Annotated in this window: 15 protein-coding genes; 13 read left to right on the top strand and 2 right to left on the bottom strand. The window is 68.8% G+C overall.

The features are described from left to right. Positions 1-134: 134 nt before the first annotated feature. Entirely contained in the window at positions 135-350 is a 216-nt protein-coding gene (locus tag ACWDZ6_RS09470; RefSeq protein WP_451502399.1) for a LexA family protein, read from the bottom strand. 460 nt (positions 351-810) lie between these two features. On the opposite strand from ACWDZ6_RS09470, the gene ACWDZ6_RS09465 reads away from it, so the two are divergent. Both ACWDZ6_RS09465 and ACWDZ6_RS09460 read left to right on the top strand, forming a co-directional pair. Then, a complete protein-coding gene (locus ACWDZ6_RS09465) occupies positions 811-2,046 on the top strand; it encodes a helix-turn-helix domain-containing protein (protein WP_451502398.1) in 1,236 nt (411 codons plus the stop codon). After that, a complete protein-coding gene (locus ACWDZ6_RS09460; protein ID WP_451502397.1) occupies positions 2,028-2,606 on the top strand; it encodes a flavoprotein in 579 nt (192 codons plus the stop codon). The genes ACWDZ6_RS09465 and ACWDZ6_RS09460 overlap by 19 nt, the downstream gene beginning before the upstream one ends. 216 nt (positions 2,607-2,822) lie before the next feature. Here the strand turns inward: ACWDZ6_RS09460 and ACWDZ6_RS09455 are convergent, their stop codons facing one another. Further along, entirely contained in the window at positions 2,823-3,206 is a 384-nt protein-coding gene (locus ACWDZ6_RS09455) for a GntR family transcriptional regulator (protein ID WP_451502396.1), read from the bottom strand. Between the two features lie 362 nt (positions 3,207-3,568). Here ACWDZ6_RS09455 and ACWDZ6_RS09450 point away from each other — a divergent pair, with 362 nt between their 5' ends. The 11 genes from ACWDZ6_RS09450 (at position 3,569) to ACWDZ6_RS09400 (ending at position 12,584) form a co-directional block, all read left to right on the top strand. Then, positions 3,569-3,865, top strand: a complete 297-nt coding sequence (locus tag ACWDZ6_RS09450; protein WP_451502395.1) for a hypothetical protein — start codon at positions 3,569-3,571, stop codon at positions 3,863-3,865. After that, positions 3,862-4,224: a hypothetical protein gene (locus ACWDZ6_RS09445; protein ID WP_451502394.1), complete on the top strand. Its 363-nt coding sequence runs from the start codon at positions 3,862-3,864 to the stop codon at positions 4,222-4,224. The genes ACWDZ6_RS09450 and ACWDZ6_RS09445 overlap by 4 nt, the downstream gene beginning before the upstream one ends. Then, positions 4,221-5,075 (top strand): hypothetical protein, encoded by an 855-nt coding sequence (locus tag ACWDZ6_RS09440; RefSeq protein ID WP_451502393.1) that lies wholly within the window; start codon positions 4,221-4,223, stop codon positions 5,073-5,075. Before ACWDZ6_RS09445 ends, ACWDZ6_RS09440 begins: the two co-directional genes overlap by 4 nt. Next, on the top strand, positions 5,075-5,461 hold the full coding sequence (locus ACWDZ6_RS09435; protein WP_451502392.1) for an RRQRL motif-containing zinc-binding protein: 387 nt from the start codon (positions 5,075-5,077) through the stop codon (positions 5,459-5,461). The genes ACWDZ6_RS09440 and ACWDZ6_RS09435 overlap by 1 nt, the downstream gene beginning before the upstream one ends. Positions 5,462-5,489: 28 nt before the next feature. Continuing rightward, positions 5,490-5,723 (top strand): hypothetical protein, encoded by a 234-nt coding sequence (locus ACWDZ6_RS09430; RefSeq protein ID WP_451502391.1) that lies wholly within the window; start codon positions 5,490-5,492, stop codon positions 5,721-5,723. A gap of 114 nt (positions 5,724-5,837) precedes the next feature. Further along, positions 5,838-7,385, top strand: coding sequence for a hypothetical protein (locus ACWDZ6_RS09425; RefSeq protein WP_451502390.1), 1,548 nt, complete (start codon positions 5,838-5,840; stop codon positions 7,383-7,385). 1 nt (position 7,386) lies between these two features. Then, positions 7,387-9,483, top strand: coding sequence for a hypothetical protein (locus ACWDZ6_RS09420; protein ID WP_451502389.1), 2,097 nt, complete (start codon positions 7,387-7,389; stop codon positions 9,481-9,483). A gap of 247 nt (positions 9,484-9,730) precedes the next feature. Next, positions 9,731-10,048: a hypothetical protein gene (locus ACWDZ6_RS09415; protein WP_451502388.1), complete on the top strand. Its 318-nt coding sequence runs from the start codon at positions 9,731-9,733 to the stop codon at positions 10,046-10,048. A gap of 84 nt (positions 10,049-10,132) precedes the next feature. Then, on the top strand, positions 10,133-11,041 hold the full coding sequence (locus ACWDZ6_RS09410) for a bifunctional DNA primase/polymerase (RefSeq protein ID WP_451502387.1): 909 nt from the start codon (positions 10,133-10,135) through the stop codon (positions 11,039-11,041). Continuing rightward, complete coding sequence (locus tag ACWDZ6_RS09405; RefSeq protein ID WP_451502386.1) at positions 11,038-11,397, top strand: hypothetical protein; 360 nt, start codon at positions 11,038-11,040, stop codon at positions 11,395-11,397. The genes ACWDZ6_RS09410 and ACWDZ6_RS09405 overlap by 4 nt, the downstream gene beginning before the upstream one ends. After that, positions 11,394-12,584: a DUF3631 domain-containing protein gene (locus ACWDZ6_RS09400; RefSeq protein WP_451502385.1), complete on the top strand. Its 1,191-nt coding sequence runs from the start codon at positions 11,394-11,396 to the stop codon at positions 12,582-12,584. The genes ACWDZ6_RS09405 and ACWDZ6_RS09400 overlap by 4 nt, the downstream gene beginning before the upstream one ends. Positions 12,585-12,791: the final 207 nt, after the last annotated feature.

Genomic DNA, 12,791 nt, shown 5'->3' with positions numbered 1-12,791 from the left:
GCTAAGCACCAGCGGTCGACGAGTGAAACCCGATGTAGCCGGGCCGCCCGCCCGCAGTAGTGTGGTCCGGCGGGCTAGCCCATCAGTGCAGCGGGCGCCACATAGCAGTATGCGCAGAGGGATCAGCGCTCCCGTCAGCCGCCGATGCGGCAGGAGCGCCAGCGCCGCCCGCTCCGGCTGATCACTCCGGCCTGTTCCATCCGGCGGAGCTGATATGCCACGGACGACGTGCTCGACAGGCCCACGCGCTGACCGATCTCCCGGACCGACGGGGCCTCCCCGTGGTCAGCGATCCATTCCGTGATGCAGCGCAGGATGCTCACCTGCCGCGCGGTGAGGTGATCGAGCATGGGTCTCCCCTTCCTCCTGTGCGCGGCCTGGCGCCGCAGCTCCACCCGTGCCGCCGACGACCGTCCCGGCTGCCCCGGAACGGATGCACGGCAAGACGGCAGGACAGCTGCACCAGACGGCGCCGCAGCGCCGTATAGGGAACCTGGCGCTCGGCAAGCTCCGTCGTTGGGCCTGCACCAGGTCGGTCGGAAAGTCGGTGTGGGCCATGGCCGAAATTCAAGCATGCGTTCGATTTTTGGCGCACGCCCAAGAACGTGTCGCAACAACCCTGATGCGCTCCGTAACCGGACAGCCCCGGGCACATCGCGTGCGGTCCAGCAAGCCCGGACATTCCGTCCGGGTTCTCTCCCATTCCGAGCTACACGCTGTCCGTGGCATGGGGCTCAGATCCCCTACTCGTTCACCACCGCGTCGGTACCTTGAGAGACGCCCCTACACAGCAGCGGGAGGCAACACCCCATGCGTGGTCTCGGAGATCACCTCAGCATCGGCGAACGAATCGCGTTCTACAGGAAGCGCCGTGGATACACGCAAGAGGTGCTGGCCGGACTGGTCGGCCGCAGCACTGACTGGTTGGCGAAGGCCGAGTCCGGGCGACGGAAGCCGCCGCGGATCGACATGCTCGCCGAGCTCGCCCGCATCCTTCGAGTTCCCCTCGGGGACATCGTGGGTCAGTCCATGCTCGTGGAGGACGAGAAGCAGCAGGACGATGTGCCCGCTGTGCGTGATGCGCTCATGAGTCCACGGCGGCTTTCGCGTCTCCTGTTCGGGCCGGAGATGGATGCGCAGCTTCCGACCCCGGCTCCGGCCGCGGTGCATGTCGAGAAGGTCTGGAACGACTACCAGGGCGGTCGGCTCGGCAGCGTGATTTTTGCTCTTCCAGCGCTGCTCCAGACCGCTCAAGAGTTGGAGGATCGTGCGGCACGTCGCGAAGAGGACCGCCATGACTGCTGGGCGGTGTCGGCCCGTACGCACCACCTTGCGGCCACGACGCTCGCGAAGATTGGGGAGTCTGACATTTCATGGCTCGCTGCCGAGCGAGCCATGCAGGCGGCCGATGCGTCCGACGATCCGTTGGTACTGGCCTCGGCTGCGCGCTCCGGCACGCACGCCCTGCTCGCCAACGGCCGTTATGAGGCCGCGATGCAGCTGGGCGACGCTACCGCAAACTGGCTGTCTCCCCGCATAGCGGAGAGCGATCCTGCCGCCTTGAGCTTGCTCGGCATGATTCACCTGCGGGCCGCCGTCGCAGCAGCGCGACACCAGGACCGTCCCACCGCTACTCGCCTCTTGAACCGCGCCGAAGAGCTTGCGGACGATCTCGGCTCGGATGAGAACTACTGGCAGACTGGGTTCGGCCCGACGAACGTGCTGCTGCACCGGCTCTCCATTGAGCTGGACCTCGACAACGTCGCATACGTGGTGGAGAACGGCCGGATCAACGTGGATCACATGCCTCAGGAGCGTAGCGTTTCGCACCGCATCGACTTCGCTCGCGCGCTTTCGCTTGCGGGACATGGTGACGACGCTTTCGAGGAGCTGCGCAAGGCCGAACGAACGTCTCCTCAGCTCGTACGCAACAATCCCAGGGTCCGCGAAACGCTGCGAGATCTGACCAAGCAGTCCCCGGTGACCGCGGGCTCCCCATCGTCCGAGGTGTTCGTGATGGCCCAACGATGCAAGGCGGTGCAGTGAGTACGGGCAAGCGCGGGGTTCTGGGAGTCGTTGGCTCTGCGGCCGGCGGAGTTGAAGCGCTTCGTACCGGGTTGGTTGAGCCCGCAATGGACCGAGGCTGGCAGGTGGCCGTGACGCTGACGCCGACCGCGGGCAACTGGCTGCGGATGAGTGGTGAAGTGGAGCGGCTGGAGAAGCTGACAGGCCTCCCGGTGCGAGCTGAGCCGCGGCTTCCGGGAGACGATAGGCCGCACCCGCCCGTGGACTGCTACGTGGTCGCCCCGGCAAGCTCCAACATGGTCGCCAAGCTCGCGACGGGAATCGCGGACAACCAGGCGCTGACTCAGGTTGGCGAAGCCATCGGAACGCTCGGACTTCCTGTCGTCGTTTTCCCGCGGGTGAATGCCGCGCACGCGCGGCATCCTGGGTGGCAACGACACCTCGACACGCTCCGAGAGGCAGGCGTGCGCCTCGTGTACGGGCCGGACGTCTGGCCGCTGTACGAGCCGCGCGATGCGCCACCGGGTCGAGAGCTGCCCTGGTCGGCTGTCCTCGATGCTGTGGACGAAGTCACCAAGTGATGGATCGTCAACCTTCCTGACCTGCAAGGAATGAGGACCCGGACATTCTGTCAGGGTCCTCTGTTGTTCCCGGCCACATGCTCGTTGGCATGCTAGGGATCAATGAGCAAGCGAACGAGCAGGGGTGTCTCACTCCCGCTGAACTCGCAGTGATCAGGGCGAGTTTGCGCCAGGCGCGCTCCTCGGTCGAGCGGCTGCTGAGTCGCGCGGATGAAGTCACCGCGAGGTTGGAGAGTCGTTGCCAGCCAATTGCTCAAGGCGGTCGAGACGCTCGCCGAGTTGACGGAGAGCGTCATGAATCGAGCTGAGCTCTTCCGCCAACGCGGCGAATGCAGGGCTGCTGCCCGGCTCGGTGCCGAGGGGTGCCGAAGGGTCGCGAACGAACGTCCCACGTCCCTGCTGGGTGAGTACCAAGCCCTCATCCCGGAGTTGACCGTAAGCGCTCTGCACGGTCATGAGCTGCACGCCGAGATCCTTCGCGAGCTTCCGCGCTGCAGGCAGCTGGGAGCCAGCTTCCCGCTTGCCGTCTGCGATTTCTCCGCGGTACTTCGCGGCGATCTCCTTGGCCGTCGGCTTCGGTGCGTCAGGGCTCGATTCCATAGCACCGAGCGTAACCGGACCTAGGTCAATCTCAGATCCGACGGCACCTCTTGACAGTAAGATTGACCTAGGTCAATCTGAATCGCCCGGAGGGCCCCGTGAAACGGGCCCGAAGGAAGCGTCTGTTCCTTGACAAATCAACAACGAGGTCACCGCCTCCTCAGAAAGGCGGTCGGCGCGGCTCTGGTCCGCGCGCAGTGCACGTACGCAGCCCTGTGCTGCCCAGGCATCCCTGAGCCAGTCGGTCCGGGGGTGGTGGGGAGCGTTGGGAGTCCTTCCCGGCTTCAACGGCGTGCGGCCCCGGTGCTCGAACACCGGGGCCGCTGATTTGGGCCGTTCCCACCTGAAAGGAACTACGACCCATGAAGAACATCGTTGCTGGTCATGTGGCTGTTACCGCCACAGAGTTCGTTGAGCTCGCGCTCGGTACCCCGCTGGATCTGTGGCTGGGTGTGGAGGGCGAGAGCGAGATGGAACGGGCCGCCCGGCTGGATGCGGCCCGCGACATCCTCACCGCCTACCCGGAGCTGCCGGACCTGGTGAGCGCAGTTGCCGCGGAGGCGATCGAGGCGTTCGCCCCGGAGCTGTTCAACGTCGTCCCGCTGACGCGTCCCGCGGGCCGCCGTCAGCCGCGTGCGGGCAAGAGGGCCGCGGCATGAACGACCTGACACTGAACGACCTGATTACCCCGCTGCGCGTGCTGCGCATGCTGGCAGTCGACTTCCCGGAACTGCCGGCCGTGCACGTGCATGTGTCGCCGATCTACCCGCACCGGCTGGAACTCTCGCTCCACAACGACATTGCCGGGTTCGAGGCTTGGCGTGCGGCGCTTGCGATCAGCCCGGACGCCGTGACTGGCCACGTGCAGGGCGACGGTACAACCTTGTGCCTGGAAGCGGAGATCGAGCACGGGAGCGCCACGGTCCATCTCGTGGGCTACGCACCGGTGACGCCGCCCTCGTCCGCGACGAACCGACCGGGCGTCGCGGAACCGGTCACGGTCGGAGTGTCGCCATGAAGCGGCCCGCATCCCCGGACGAGCAGATCGCCGCGCTGCTCCTGCTCCAGTCGCGCCTGACGCGGGTGCTGGTGGCAATCGCGGTCGTGGCGCTCGCCTTCACCGCAACGAACGTGACCTTGTTCGCGATCACCCATCACATCTCAGTGTGGATCGCGTGGCTGCTCGATCCGATGGTCGCGGTCGCCCTCGGCACCGTACTGATCGTCGACGGACTGCTGTCGCAGCACGGTGTGCACCCCTCGGGATGGGCCACCGCGCTGCGCTGGTTCGCCGGGCTTGGCACTTGGCTGATGAACTGCTGGGCCGCGCTGTGGCCGGACGGCTCCCCGTTCGGGGTGCCGCGGGAGGTGGACCCGGCTGGGCTGGTGCTCCACTCGATTCCCCCGGTGCTGCTGATCGTTCTCGCCGAGGCGATCACGCATTACCGGCGCGCGATCCTCGCGAGGATCGCGGAATTGCGTCCCCTGGTGAACGAGGGGGACAGCATCCCTGTTCACCCCGCGTCCACCCCGGCATTCACCCCGGCCCCAGCCGCGCAGCCGGTCGCCCCGCAGGAGTCGGCTCCCGCGGTAAAGCGGCTGGTCATCTGTGGTGGACAGCAGGTGTATCCCCTCGCTGTCCCCCCTTCGTCCACTCCGGACGGGGAAGAGGCCACTGCGGGGGAGAAGCTGCCCGCCGGCGAGGCGCTGAACGTCATCCGGACGTGCTGGGTCATGGGCGACACCATCGCTCAGGCCGCGGTGAAGTCCACCCGGTCCACCACGTACGTCCACAAGGTCTACAAGCGACTTGAGGGCGAGCAGGACAAGGGCCGTCCGCACCTGACGGCCGTGGGCGGTGAGGGCTGATGTCCCTCGCTTTCGGCAAGTGCTACGACCCCACCGGCAGCACGCATGGGGTCCCTACGTTTCCGTGGCGGTTCGCGCCGGACGGATACGCGACGCGTCGGCAGTTACGGGCCCGCGGACTGCGGCCCGGCGGGCAGCCGGTTGCCGCGCAGGTGATGCGCCGGGCCCGCCGCCGTTGCGGCGGGGTTCAGGTCGCCTACCTCTACGAGATCTGCCGGGCCAAGCCGGTACGGCCGATGACGAAAGCGATGTGGGCCGCGCACGCCAAGGCGATGGCAGCCCGCCGGACCTGCCCCAAGTGCCGTACCGATGCGGGCTACTGCATCCCGCTCTCGCTTGGGATGTGCGTGTCCTGCGCCTATCCCGTCGCACAGCAAGCCGCCTGAACACCTTTACCTGGCTAGGAGATCCGCCGTGAGCACCGCTGCCACGACCACGACCTTCCACTACGTCATGACCGTCCACGCGAGCGGCGATGCACGGCGCTTCGCCACCTTCAGCGGCACGGCCGACCTGCCCACCGGGCCGCAGGGCGGCACCCGGGCCGAGGCGTTCGAGCAGATTCGTGCCGTCGTCGCGCGGGAGATGGGCCTGAGCATCGACCAGCTCGCGGTGCAGTTCTTCGAGATCGCACCCAACCAGCTCTGACCTCGCATGACTCCCGACGAACAGCGCGCCGCTTGACCCGTCCCGATGACCGAGGCCCGGCCGTCACCTCCACAGTCCCGGCCGGGCCTCTTCTCCCAAAGGAGTGCTCGCAGCATGACTGACGTCAGTACGGAGCCGGTAGCGGTAGAACCGGCCACCCCGCCACCCACACCCGAACCCACACCCTGCTCCCAGGCTCCCGAGTTGGACCACACGCCGGGCGGTTGGCCGGTCGTGCCGCTGGCAACGACCGGAGCCAACAGCACCATTGGCATGGTCGCCACCGCCGCGCTGGCCGGTGGGCCGGGCGCCGCGGCGATCGCCATGACCGGTGCGGTCGTCCTCGGCACGGCAGCCGCGGCCCGAACGAAGCGCCGGGACGACCGGCGCACACCACGGAAGCGGCAAGCGGGACGTACGACATCGCGCTCAGCGGCCGTGGGCGGAACACGTTCGCAGCGTCGCGGCGGGGTGCCGTCGCAGCGCAGTAACGGGAACGCCGACACCAGTAGGGGCCGTGGCCGGAGCAAGTCCCGCACCGGCACGGGCATGCACGCCGGTGGCCCTGTCGGCCATGGCAGGCACCGGCAGGCCGCCCACGACGCGGGCACGGCGAAGCGGCGGGGGACTTCCCGCCCTGGCAGCACCGGCCGGGTGGGTCAGGTGCGGGCACTGCGCGCCGACAAGCAGAATGCAGCCCCGACGCGGGCCGCGAATCGTGCGCAGACCACTGCGGCACGCCGCGGTGTCGCCGACGCCCGCCGGGCCGCGAAATCCGCCGCTCGCAGCACTCACGCACCCACAAGGGGCCGTGTGGGCCGTGCCCTTGCCCGTGGTGTGGGCAAGGTGGCGTCGGGCCGTAGCGCGCTGGTCGCCAAGGCGCGCGCGGCCAAGGATCAGCGCACTGGGCAGGATGTTGCGGGCAAGCGGTCCGCGGTGCGCAAGGCACCGGCCCGGAAGCGGGCCCGCGGGGCGCTGTGGCGCTCGGCGGCCCGGATGCAGGGCCGACGGCTGGTGGCTGCGCTGCTGGGCGGGGCGCTGGGTGTCGTCGGCCTGTTCACCACGCCTTTGGGCCGCAAGCTCGGCATTCGCTGGCTCCAGTACCCCGGGCGACGCCTCTACCGCAGGTTGCTCGGTCAGGCCCGGCTGGAGAAGGCCGAGCGTGACGCGGCGATCCGGCAGACCCAGGACGCCGAAGAGGCCGCCGCGGACGCGGAAGCCGAGAGCGACCTCAACGAGATCAAAGACCGGGTGGAGCGTCCGACGCACCTGGTGCCCACCGCACCTTCCCCGACGTTCGCTGAGGAGGCGACGCACGTGTCTGGGTTCAACTTCGAAGAGACCGCAGCGGAGATGGAGTCCGCGGCCCACTCCTACGAGCCGGACGGCTGCATGGAGATCCTGGCCATGGTCGAGGGCCTGCCCGCAGCCCTGCTGAGCGTCGCCCGCACGATGCAGATCCTCGCGGAGCGCTCCGACTCCGAGTTCCCGATGGAGAAGGAAGTCGCGGGCGGTCTGACCGACATCTACAACGCCCTGATGTACGCCGTGTCCGCCGCCGAAGACCTGGGCCCGCTGTTTAGGCAGGTGCACGAGCAGGACATCGCACGGCACGAAGACCCCCGCAACGGTCCCGAGGCAGAGAAGGGCTGGAACGTCTGACATGACCACCAACACACGGGCCAACACTGGGCCGGTGTGGGACTGGAGCGCCGGTCACGGACCCGTAACCGGCGCTCTGTCCGCCACCACCGGAGCATTCGCCCTGGCCACCACCGGAGCAGCCACCTCCATGCCACCGGGCTGGGCACTCGCGGCCGGCACCGCCGGCGCGCTGGGCCATGCCATCGCCGGACTGCGCGCCCGCAACGCCGGCCGCACCATCGCCACCCGCGCCGCCTCCTGGCTGGTGGGCGCCGGATGGACCACCTGGGCCATGGCCACCGGGCCGCTGACCTGGGCCGCGCTCGGCTCGCTCGCCACCATCGGCATCGGCATCGGCGCCGCCGCGCACTCGATGAGCCTGTATGAGGAGGCACGCGAGGAGGAGGCTATCGCCGCAGCCGAACGCCACGTCGCCGCCGAACTCTCCGCGGAGCGGCGGGCAATCGCTGCCGAATGGGTCGACCGCATCCAGCGGGTGTGCGGCATCACGCTCAAGGTGCTGGCTGTCGAGATGTGGCCCACCGGAACCGGATTCACCATCGATGCCGAACTCCCGGCCGGCGGTGCCACCTACGACAGGATCGCGAAAGAGTCCGGACGGCTGTCCGCCGATGCGCGCCTGCCGCACGGCTGCACCGCCGCGGCCGGCCCCGGCATCGACCAGGGCCGCGTGCTGATCGACGTGACCACCGCCAACGTCCTGGTCACCGAGACGACCTATCCGAACGAGTACGGGCCGCTCTCGATCCACACCGGTCTGCCGTGGGGCTACCGCACCAACGCCGAGGAGATCCTGACCTATCTGCGCGAGCAGTGCGCGCTGGTGGTCGGCCCGACCGGCTCGGGCAAGACCAACATGGTCCACGTCATCCTCGCCGGATTCGCCCGCGCGGAGGACGTCCTCACGTGGGTGATCGACCTGAACGCCGGATCGGCCGGCCTCCCGTGGGTCCTGCCCGCCCTCAACCAGCAGCGTGTAGAAGGACAGGCGCCGTTGCGTCCCGGTGTGGACTGGCTGGCAGCCTCCTACGAGGAGGCACTCCTGATGCTCGATACGGCAGTCAGGGTCGCGAAGCACCGCAAGATGGCCTACCAGGACCTGATGTCCCGTGCGAACACCGACCTGTTGCCGGTGAGCGCGAAGATTCCGCAGATCATGCTGGTCATCGACGAGGGCGCGGAGATCCTGACCAGCAGTGACAAGACCATGCGGGAGCTGGCCAGGAAGATCCTGGAAGTCATCCGCATCGCCCGCGCCATGGGCGTACGCACCGTCCTCACCGCACTGGGAGCAACCGGCTCGGTGCTCGGGAACCTGATGATCCGGCGTGAGGCCAAGGTCCGCGTCGCGCTGACCGGTGGTGAGACGGAGGGCATGGACCTGGGCAAGATGTTCTCCGGCAGCCGCGGACTCAGGACGGACCAAGCCCCCTACAAAGGCGCGGGGTTCATGGGCACCCCGGAATCGCCGGTGGCGGTGTTCAAGAACTGGCGCATCCTGCCCAACCAGATCCGCGACATCGTCGCCGCCACCTCCGAGCGCCACCCCGCCCTCGACCAGCCGTCCGCGACCGCGGCCGGATCGGCCTACGCACGCCGCTGGTACAGCGACCGCATCGCCTGGACGCACGCTACCCCCAGCAGTGACGACGCCGGAACCGAGTCCACGACCACCCCGGCCAAGGCCGGTGGCGGACTGAACCTGTCGGCCCTGCGCGGCGAGAGCGCCGAGCCGGACGAGGATGCGTTGGCAGCACAGTTCATGGCAGAGATCGACGAACAGTTCGGCACTACCGCCGAACCCACCACTGCGGCGACCGAGGAGGAACCGCCCGCGGAACCCTCGCAGGGGCTGAACCTGTCCGCGCTGCGTGGGGACAAGGACAGCGACTCGGGCCCCGCATGGCTGGCGGACGCGATCGCCGCCATCAAGTTCGCGGGCCCCATGGGCATGAAGCCCTCCGCGGTCGCGGACCTCGTGGGCCGCAGCCGGCAGGCCGTGCGCGACGCCCTCAAAGCGGCTGCAGAACGGGGTGAGTTGATCTACCGGGACAACGGACCGCACTCCGTCTACGTCCATCCCGACCACTTCTGAGGGCTCACACAGGGCTACCGATTACTGGCTAGTGACAACTTGCCACTAGCCAGTAAAACGCTCCGCTACTGGCCACCGGGGTCCCTCACCGGGCCATTTGTGCTTGCCAGTAGCCACTAGGCACTAGCCACTACGGTCACGCCACGTGACCACGATGGTCTGTACCCCGGGCCGGTTTCCACACCCTGTGGAGACCGGCCCGCCCCGTTCCCGCACCACCCATCGCGAGACGAACGGAGGCACCACCATGACCCACCAACCGCCCGGCCCCGAGCCGGAGGGAAGCATCGCCCCGCACATACCCGCCCACCTCTACCGGCAGGCCGAACGCGAGGGACGACCGATCATCATCGTCCACCAGGCCGCCCCTGCTCCCCGGACCGCGCGCGCCTACCTGGTGCCACTCGGCATCGGACTCGCTACCGCCATCGGGGTGGCGGGCACGGTCGCCGCGATCCTCGCCCTGTTCGAGTTCGCCATCCACACCGCAACCCTCATCGCCAGCACTGCCGGACCGATCGGCGTCGGCGGTCTCACGTTCAAGCTCACCCGCCCCAAGCAATGACGCCGGGGCGGCCCCCTCTCACGCCAATGAAGCGGGGCCGCCCCGGCAATCCAGCACATCCGTAGAGAACTGGAGACATCTAGCATGACCCATAAAGCCCGAACCGCGCTGCTCCGCGCAGCGCTCAACGCAGCCGAGCGCGGCTGGTTCGTCATCCCGTTGCGGCCCGGCGACAAGCCGCCCGCGCTGCACGGTGAGCGTCGCTGCACCCGCCGGGGCGAGTGCTCGAGCGGGCACCGGAAGTGGGAGCAGCGCGCCACCACCGACCCTGAGACCATCGAACGCTGCTGGGCCACGGGAGCGTTCAACGTCGGTATCGCCACCGGCCCTTCGGGGCTGGTCGTCGTCGACCTCGACATGCCCAAGCACAACAGCAGTGCGGACACGCCTAGCGGCGTGACGACCTTCCATGCGCTCTGCGAGCGCGCCGGGCAGCCCGTGCCCACCACCCGCACGATCCGGACTGCGAGCGGTGGCGGGCGGCATCTCTATTTCGCCGCACCGTCCGGCGTCCGGCTTTCCAGCACGGCAGGCACTCTCGCCCCGCTGGTCGACACCCGGGCGTGGGGCGGGCAAGTCGTGGCGCCTGGCAGCACCACCCCGGACGGTGCGTATGAGGTCGTGAGTGATACTCGGGTCGCTCCGCTTCCCGGGTGGCTGCTGGATGCCCTCGCGCCCCCGCCCCGCCCGGCTGGACCGGTCCGCATTGCTCCAGTGGTACGCGACGCCACCCGGCGCGCCGATGTGGCGCTGGAGCGTGAACGGGCCGCCATCGAGGCTGCGGTGGAAGGTGACCGGGAGCGGGTCCTGTTCACAGCCGCGCGCGCCATGGGGCGCTTCGTGGCGTGGGGCGACATCCCCCGTCACGTGGTCGAGCAGGCTTTTCAGTCGGCGGGGGAGTCGGCCGGACTCAAGCCGTACGAGTGCCGCTCGACCCTGCGCAGCGCTCTGAACTGGTCCATCCGCACTGCCAGGCCCCGGGAGGCGGCATGAGCACCCCGCCGCGTCCCACGACACTGAAAAGCCTCCCCGCAGCGTCGACTGTGCCGCCGGTCGCCGTACCGGTGCCCGCCCCGACCGGTAGTGGTGCGCCGAAGGTCGCCGCCCGACAGGGCGTCCCTTCAGCTCCTCGTCCTGACCCGTACCAGGGCGACGGACGGTATCCCGTTGCTTGGCTGCACATCGCCGCACCCAAGGGCGCGATCCCCACCGCCACCTCCAAATGCGTGTGCGGACACGACCGCAGCGCAGTCGGCCGGCACAACGTCCTGGTCCTCATCGACGACCACACCGCCCACCGCGACGAATGCCCGCTCCGCATCCGCCAGGAAGGGAGGGCCGCAGCATGACCGCAGAGACCAGCACCCCGGCCACCGTCGACGGGGCCGCCCTGCTCGACGAGGTGGAAGCCTTCCACCGCCGGTTCAACGTCTTCCCCACCGAGGCCGCCTACGCTGCCGTCGCGCTGTGGGATGCGCACGCCCACCTGCTCGACTGCTTCGACTCCACCCCCCGTATCGCGTTCCTGTCCCCGGAACCGGGGTCGGGGAAGTCCCGGGCCCTGGAAGTCGTCGAAACCCTCGTACCGCGCCCCATGCTCGCAGTGAACGCCCGGGCAGCAGCCCTGTTCCGGTCAGTCTCCGACCCCGCCGGACGCCCCACGATCCTCTTCGACGAGATCGACACTGTCTTCGGACCCAAGGCCGGAGACAACGAAGAACTCCGCGGCTTCCTCAACGCAGGCCACCGCCGCTCCGGAGTCACCTACCGGTGCATCGGCGACGGCGGCAACCAGACCGTGCAGGAATTCCCCTCCTACACCGCCGTGGCGGTCGCGGGACTCGGCTCACTGCCTGACACGATCCTGACCCGCTCCGTCATCGTCCGCATGCGCCGACGGGCCAGGAACGAGAAGGTCGAGCCCTTCCGCGCCCGGTTGCACGAGCAGCAGGGCAATGCCCTGCGCGACCGGCTCGCGGCATGGGCCGAACAGGTCCGAGAGCGAGTCATGGGGGCGTGGCCGGAGATGCCTGAGGGTGTCACCGACCGGCCCGCCGACGTCTGGGAACCGCTCCTCGCCGTCGCCGACGCGGTCGGCGGGGAGTGGCCCCGCCGGGCGCGTGAAGCCTGCGTGATCCTGGTGAAAGCGGCTCAGGCCAACGACAAGGGCAGCTTGGGCGTGCGCCTGCTGACCGACCTGCGCGACCACGTCATGGTCGGCATCGACCGTCTGCCCACCGTCGCCGTCCTGGACCGGCTCAACGCCCTCGACGACGCCCCATGGGCGGACCTGCACGGCAAGCCACTCGACTCCCGCCGCCTCTCCCGGATGCTCGGGGAGTACGTGACGGCCGAGGGGGAGCCCATCGCCTCCCGCAACATCCGCACGGCCGGTGGGGTCCTCAAGGGCTACTACAGCACCGACCTCTACGACGCCTGGCAGCGCTACTGCGCACCCCCTCCGGAGGGCTTGCCTGGAAGTCCGCTACATGCGCTCCAGCCGCTACTGCCCAGCTCAGAGGGCACGGCCGCGTAGCGGAAGACACCGATGTAGCGGCTACACGCACACCAATTCCGGGTCCGGCACGCCCCGCGCGAGCCGGACCCGGAACGCGTTGTAGCCGCTACACCCGACATCCCGCTACATGAAACCCGCCGCTGACCTGCGACGTAGCGGCGAAGCGGATGTAGCGGACTTCTGAGGAGGGGGTCAAACCCCCTGACATCCCGACCGGACCCGAAA

It is taken from the genome of Streptomyces sp. NPDC002926, assembly GCF_053591755.1.
Note: the sequence above shows the minus strand (reverse complement) of the source record. Positions and strands in the feature narration are given on the sequence as shown.

Coding starts and splice junctions, on each gene's coding strand:
- ACWDZ6_RS09470 (WP_451502399.1), bottom strand. CDS start 350: ATGCTCGATCACCTCACCGCGCGGCAGGTGAGCATCCTGCGCTGCATC.
- ACWDZ6_RS09465 (WP_451502398.1), top strand. CDS start 811: ATGCGTGGTCTCGGAGATCACCTCAGCATCGGCGAACGAATCGCGTTC.
- ACWDZ6_RS09460 (WP_451502397.1), top strand. CDS start 2,028: ATGCAAGGCGGTGCAGTGAGTACGGGCAAGCGCGGGGTTCTGGGAGTC.
- ACWDZ6_RS09455 (WP_451502396.1), bottom strand. CDS start 3,206: ATGGAATCGAGCCCTGACGCACCGAAGCCGACGGCCAAGGAGATCGCC.
- ACWDZ6_RS09450 (WP_451502395.1), top strand. CDS start 3,569: ATGAAGAACATCGTTGCTGGTCATGTGGCTGTTACCGCCACAGAGTTC.
- ACWDZ6_RS09445 (WP_451502394.1), top strand. CDS start 3,862: ATGAACGACCTGACACTGAACGACCTGATTACCCCGCTGCGCGTGCTG.
- ACWDZ6_RS09440 (WP_451502393.1), top strand. CDS start 4,221: ATGAAGCGGCCCGCATCCCCGGACGAGCAGATCGCCGCGCTGCTCCTG.
- ACWDZ6_RS09435 (WP_451502392.1), top strand. CDS start 5,075: ATGTCCCTCGCTTTCGGCAAGTGCTACGACCCCACCGGCAGCACGCAT.
- ACWDZ6_RS09425 (WP_451502390.1), top strand. CDS start 5,838: ATGACTGACGTCAGTACGGAGCCGGTAGCGGTAGAACCGGCCACCCCG.
- ACWDZ6_RS09420 (WP_451502389.1), top strand. CDS start 7,387: ATGACCACCAACACACGGGCCAACACTGGGCCGGTGTGGGACTGGAGC.
- ACWDZ6_RS09415 (WP_451502388.1), top strand. CDS start 9,731: ATGACCCACCAACCGCCCGGCCCCGAGCCGGAGGGAAGCATCGCCCCG.
- ACWDZ6_RS09410 (WP_451502387.1), top strand. CDS start 10,133: ATGACCCATAAAGCCCGAACCGCGCTGCTCCGCGCAGCGCTCAACGCA.
- ACWDZ6_RS09405 (WP_451502386.1), top strand. CDS start 11,038: ATGAGCACCCCGCCGCGTCCCACGACACTGAAAAGCCTCCCCGCAGCG.
- ACWDZ6_RS09400 (WP_451502385.1), top strand. CDS start 11,394: ATGACCGCAGAGACCAGCACCCCGGCCACCGTCGACGGGGCCGCCCTG.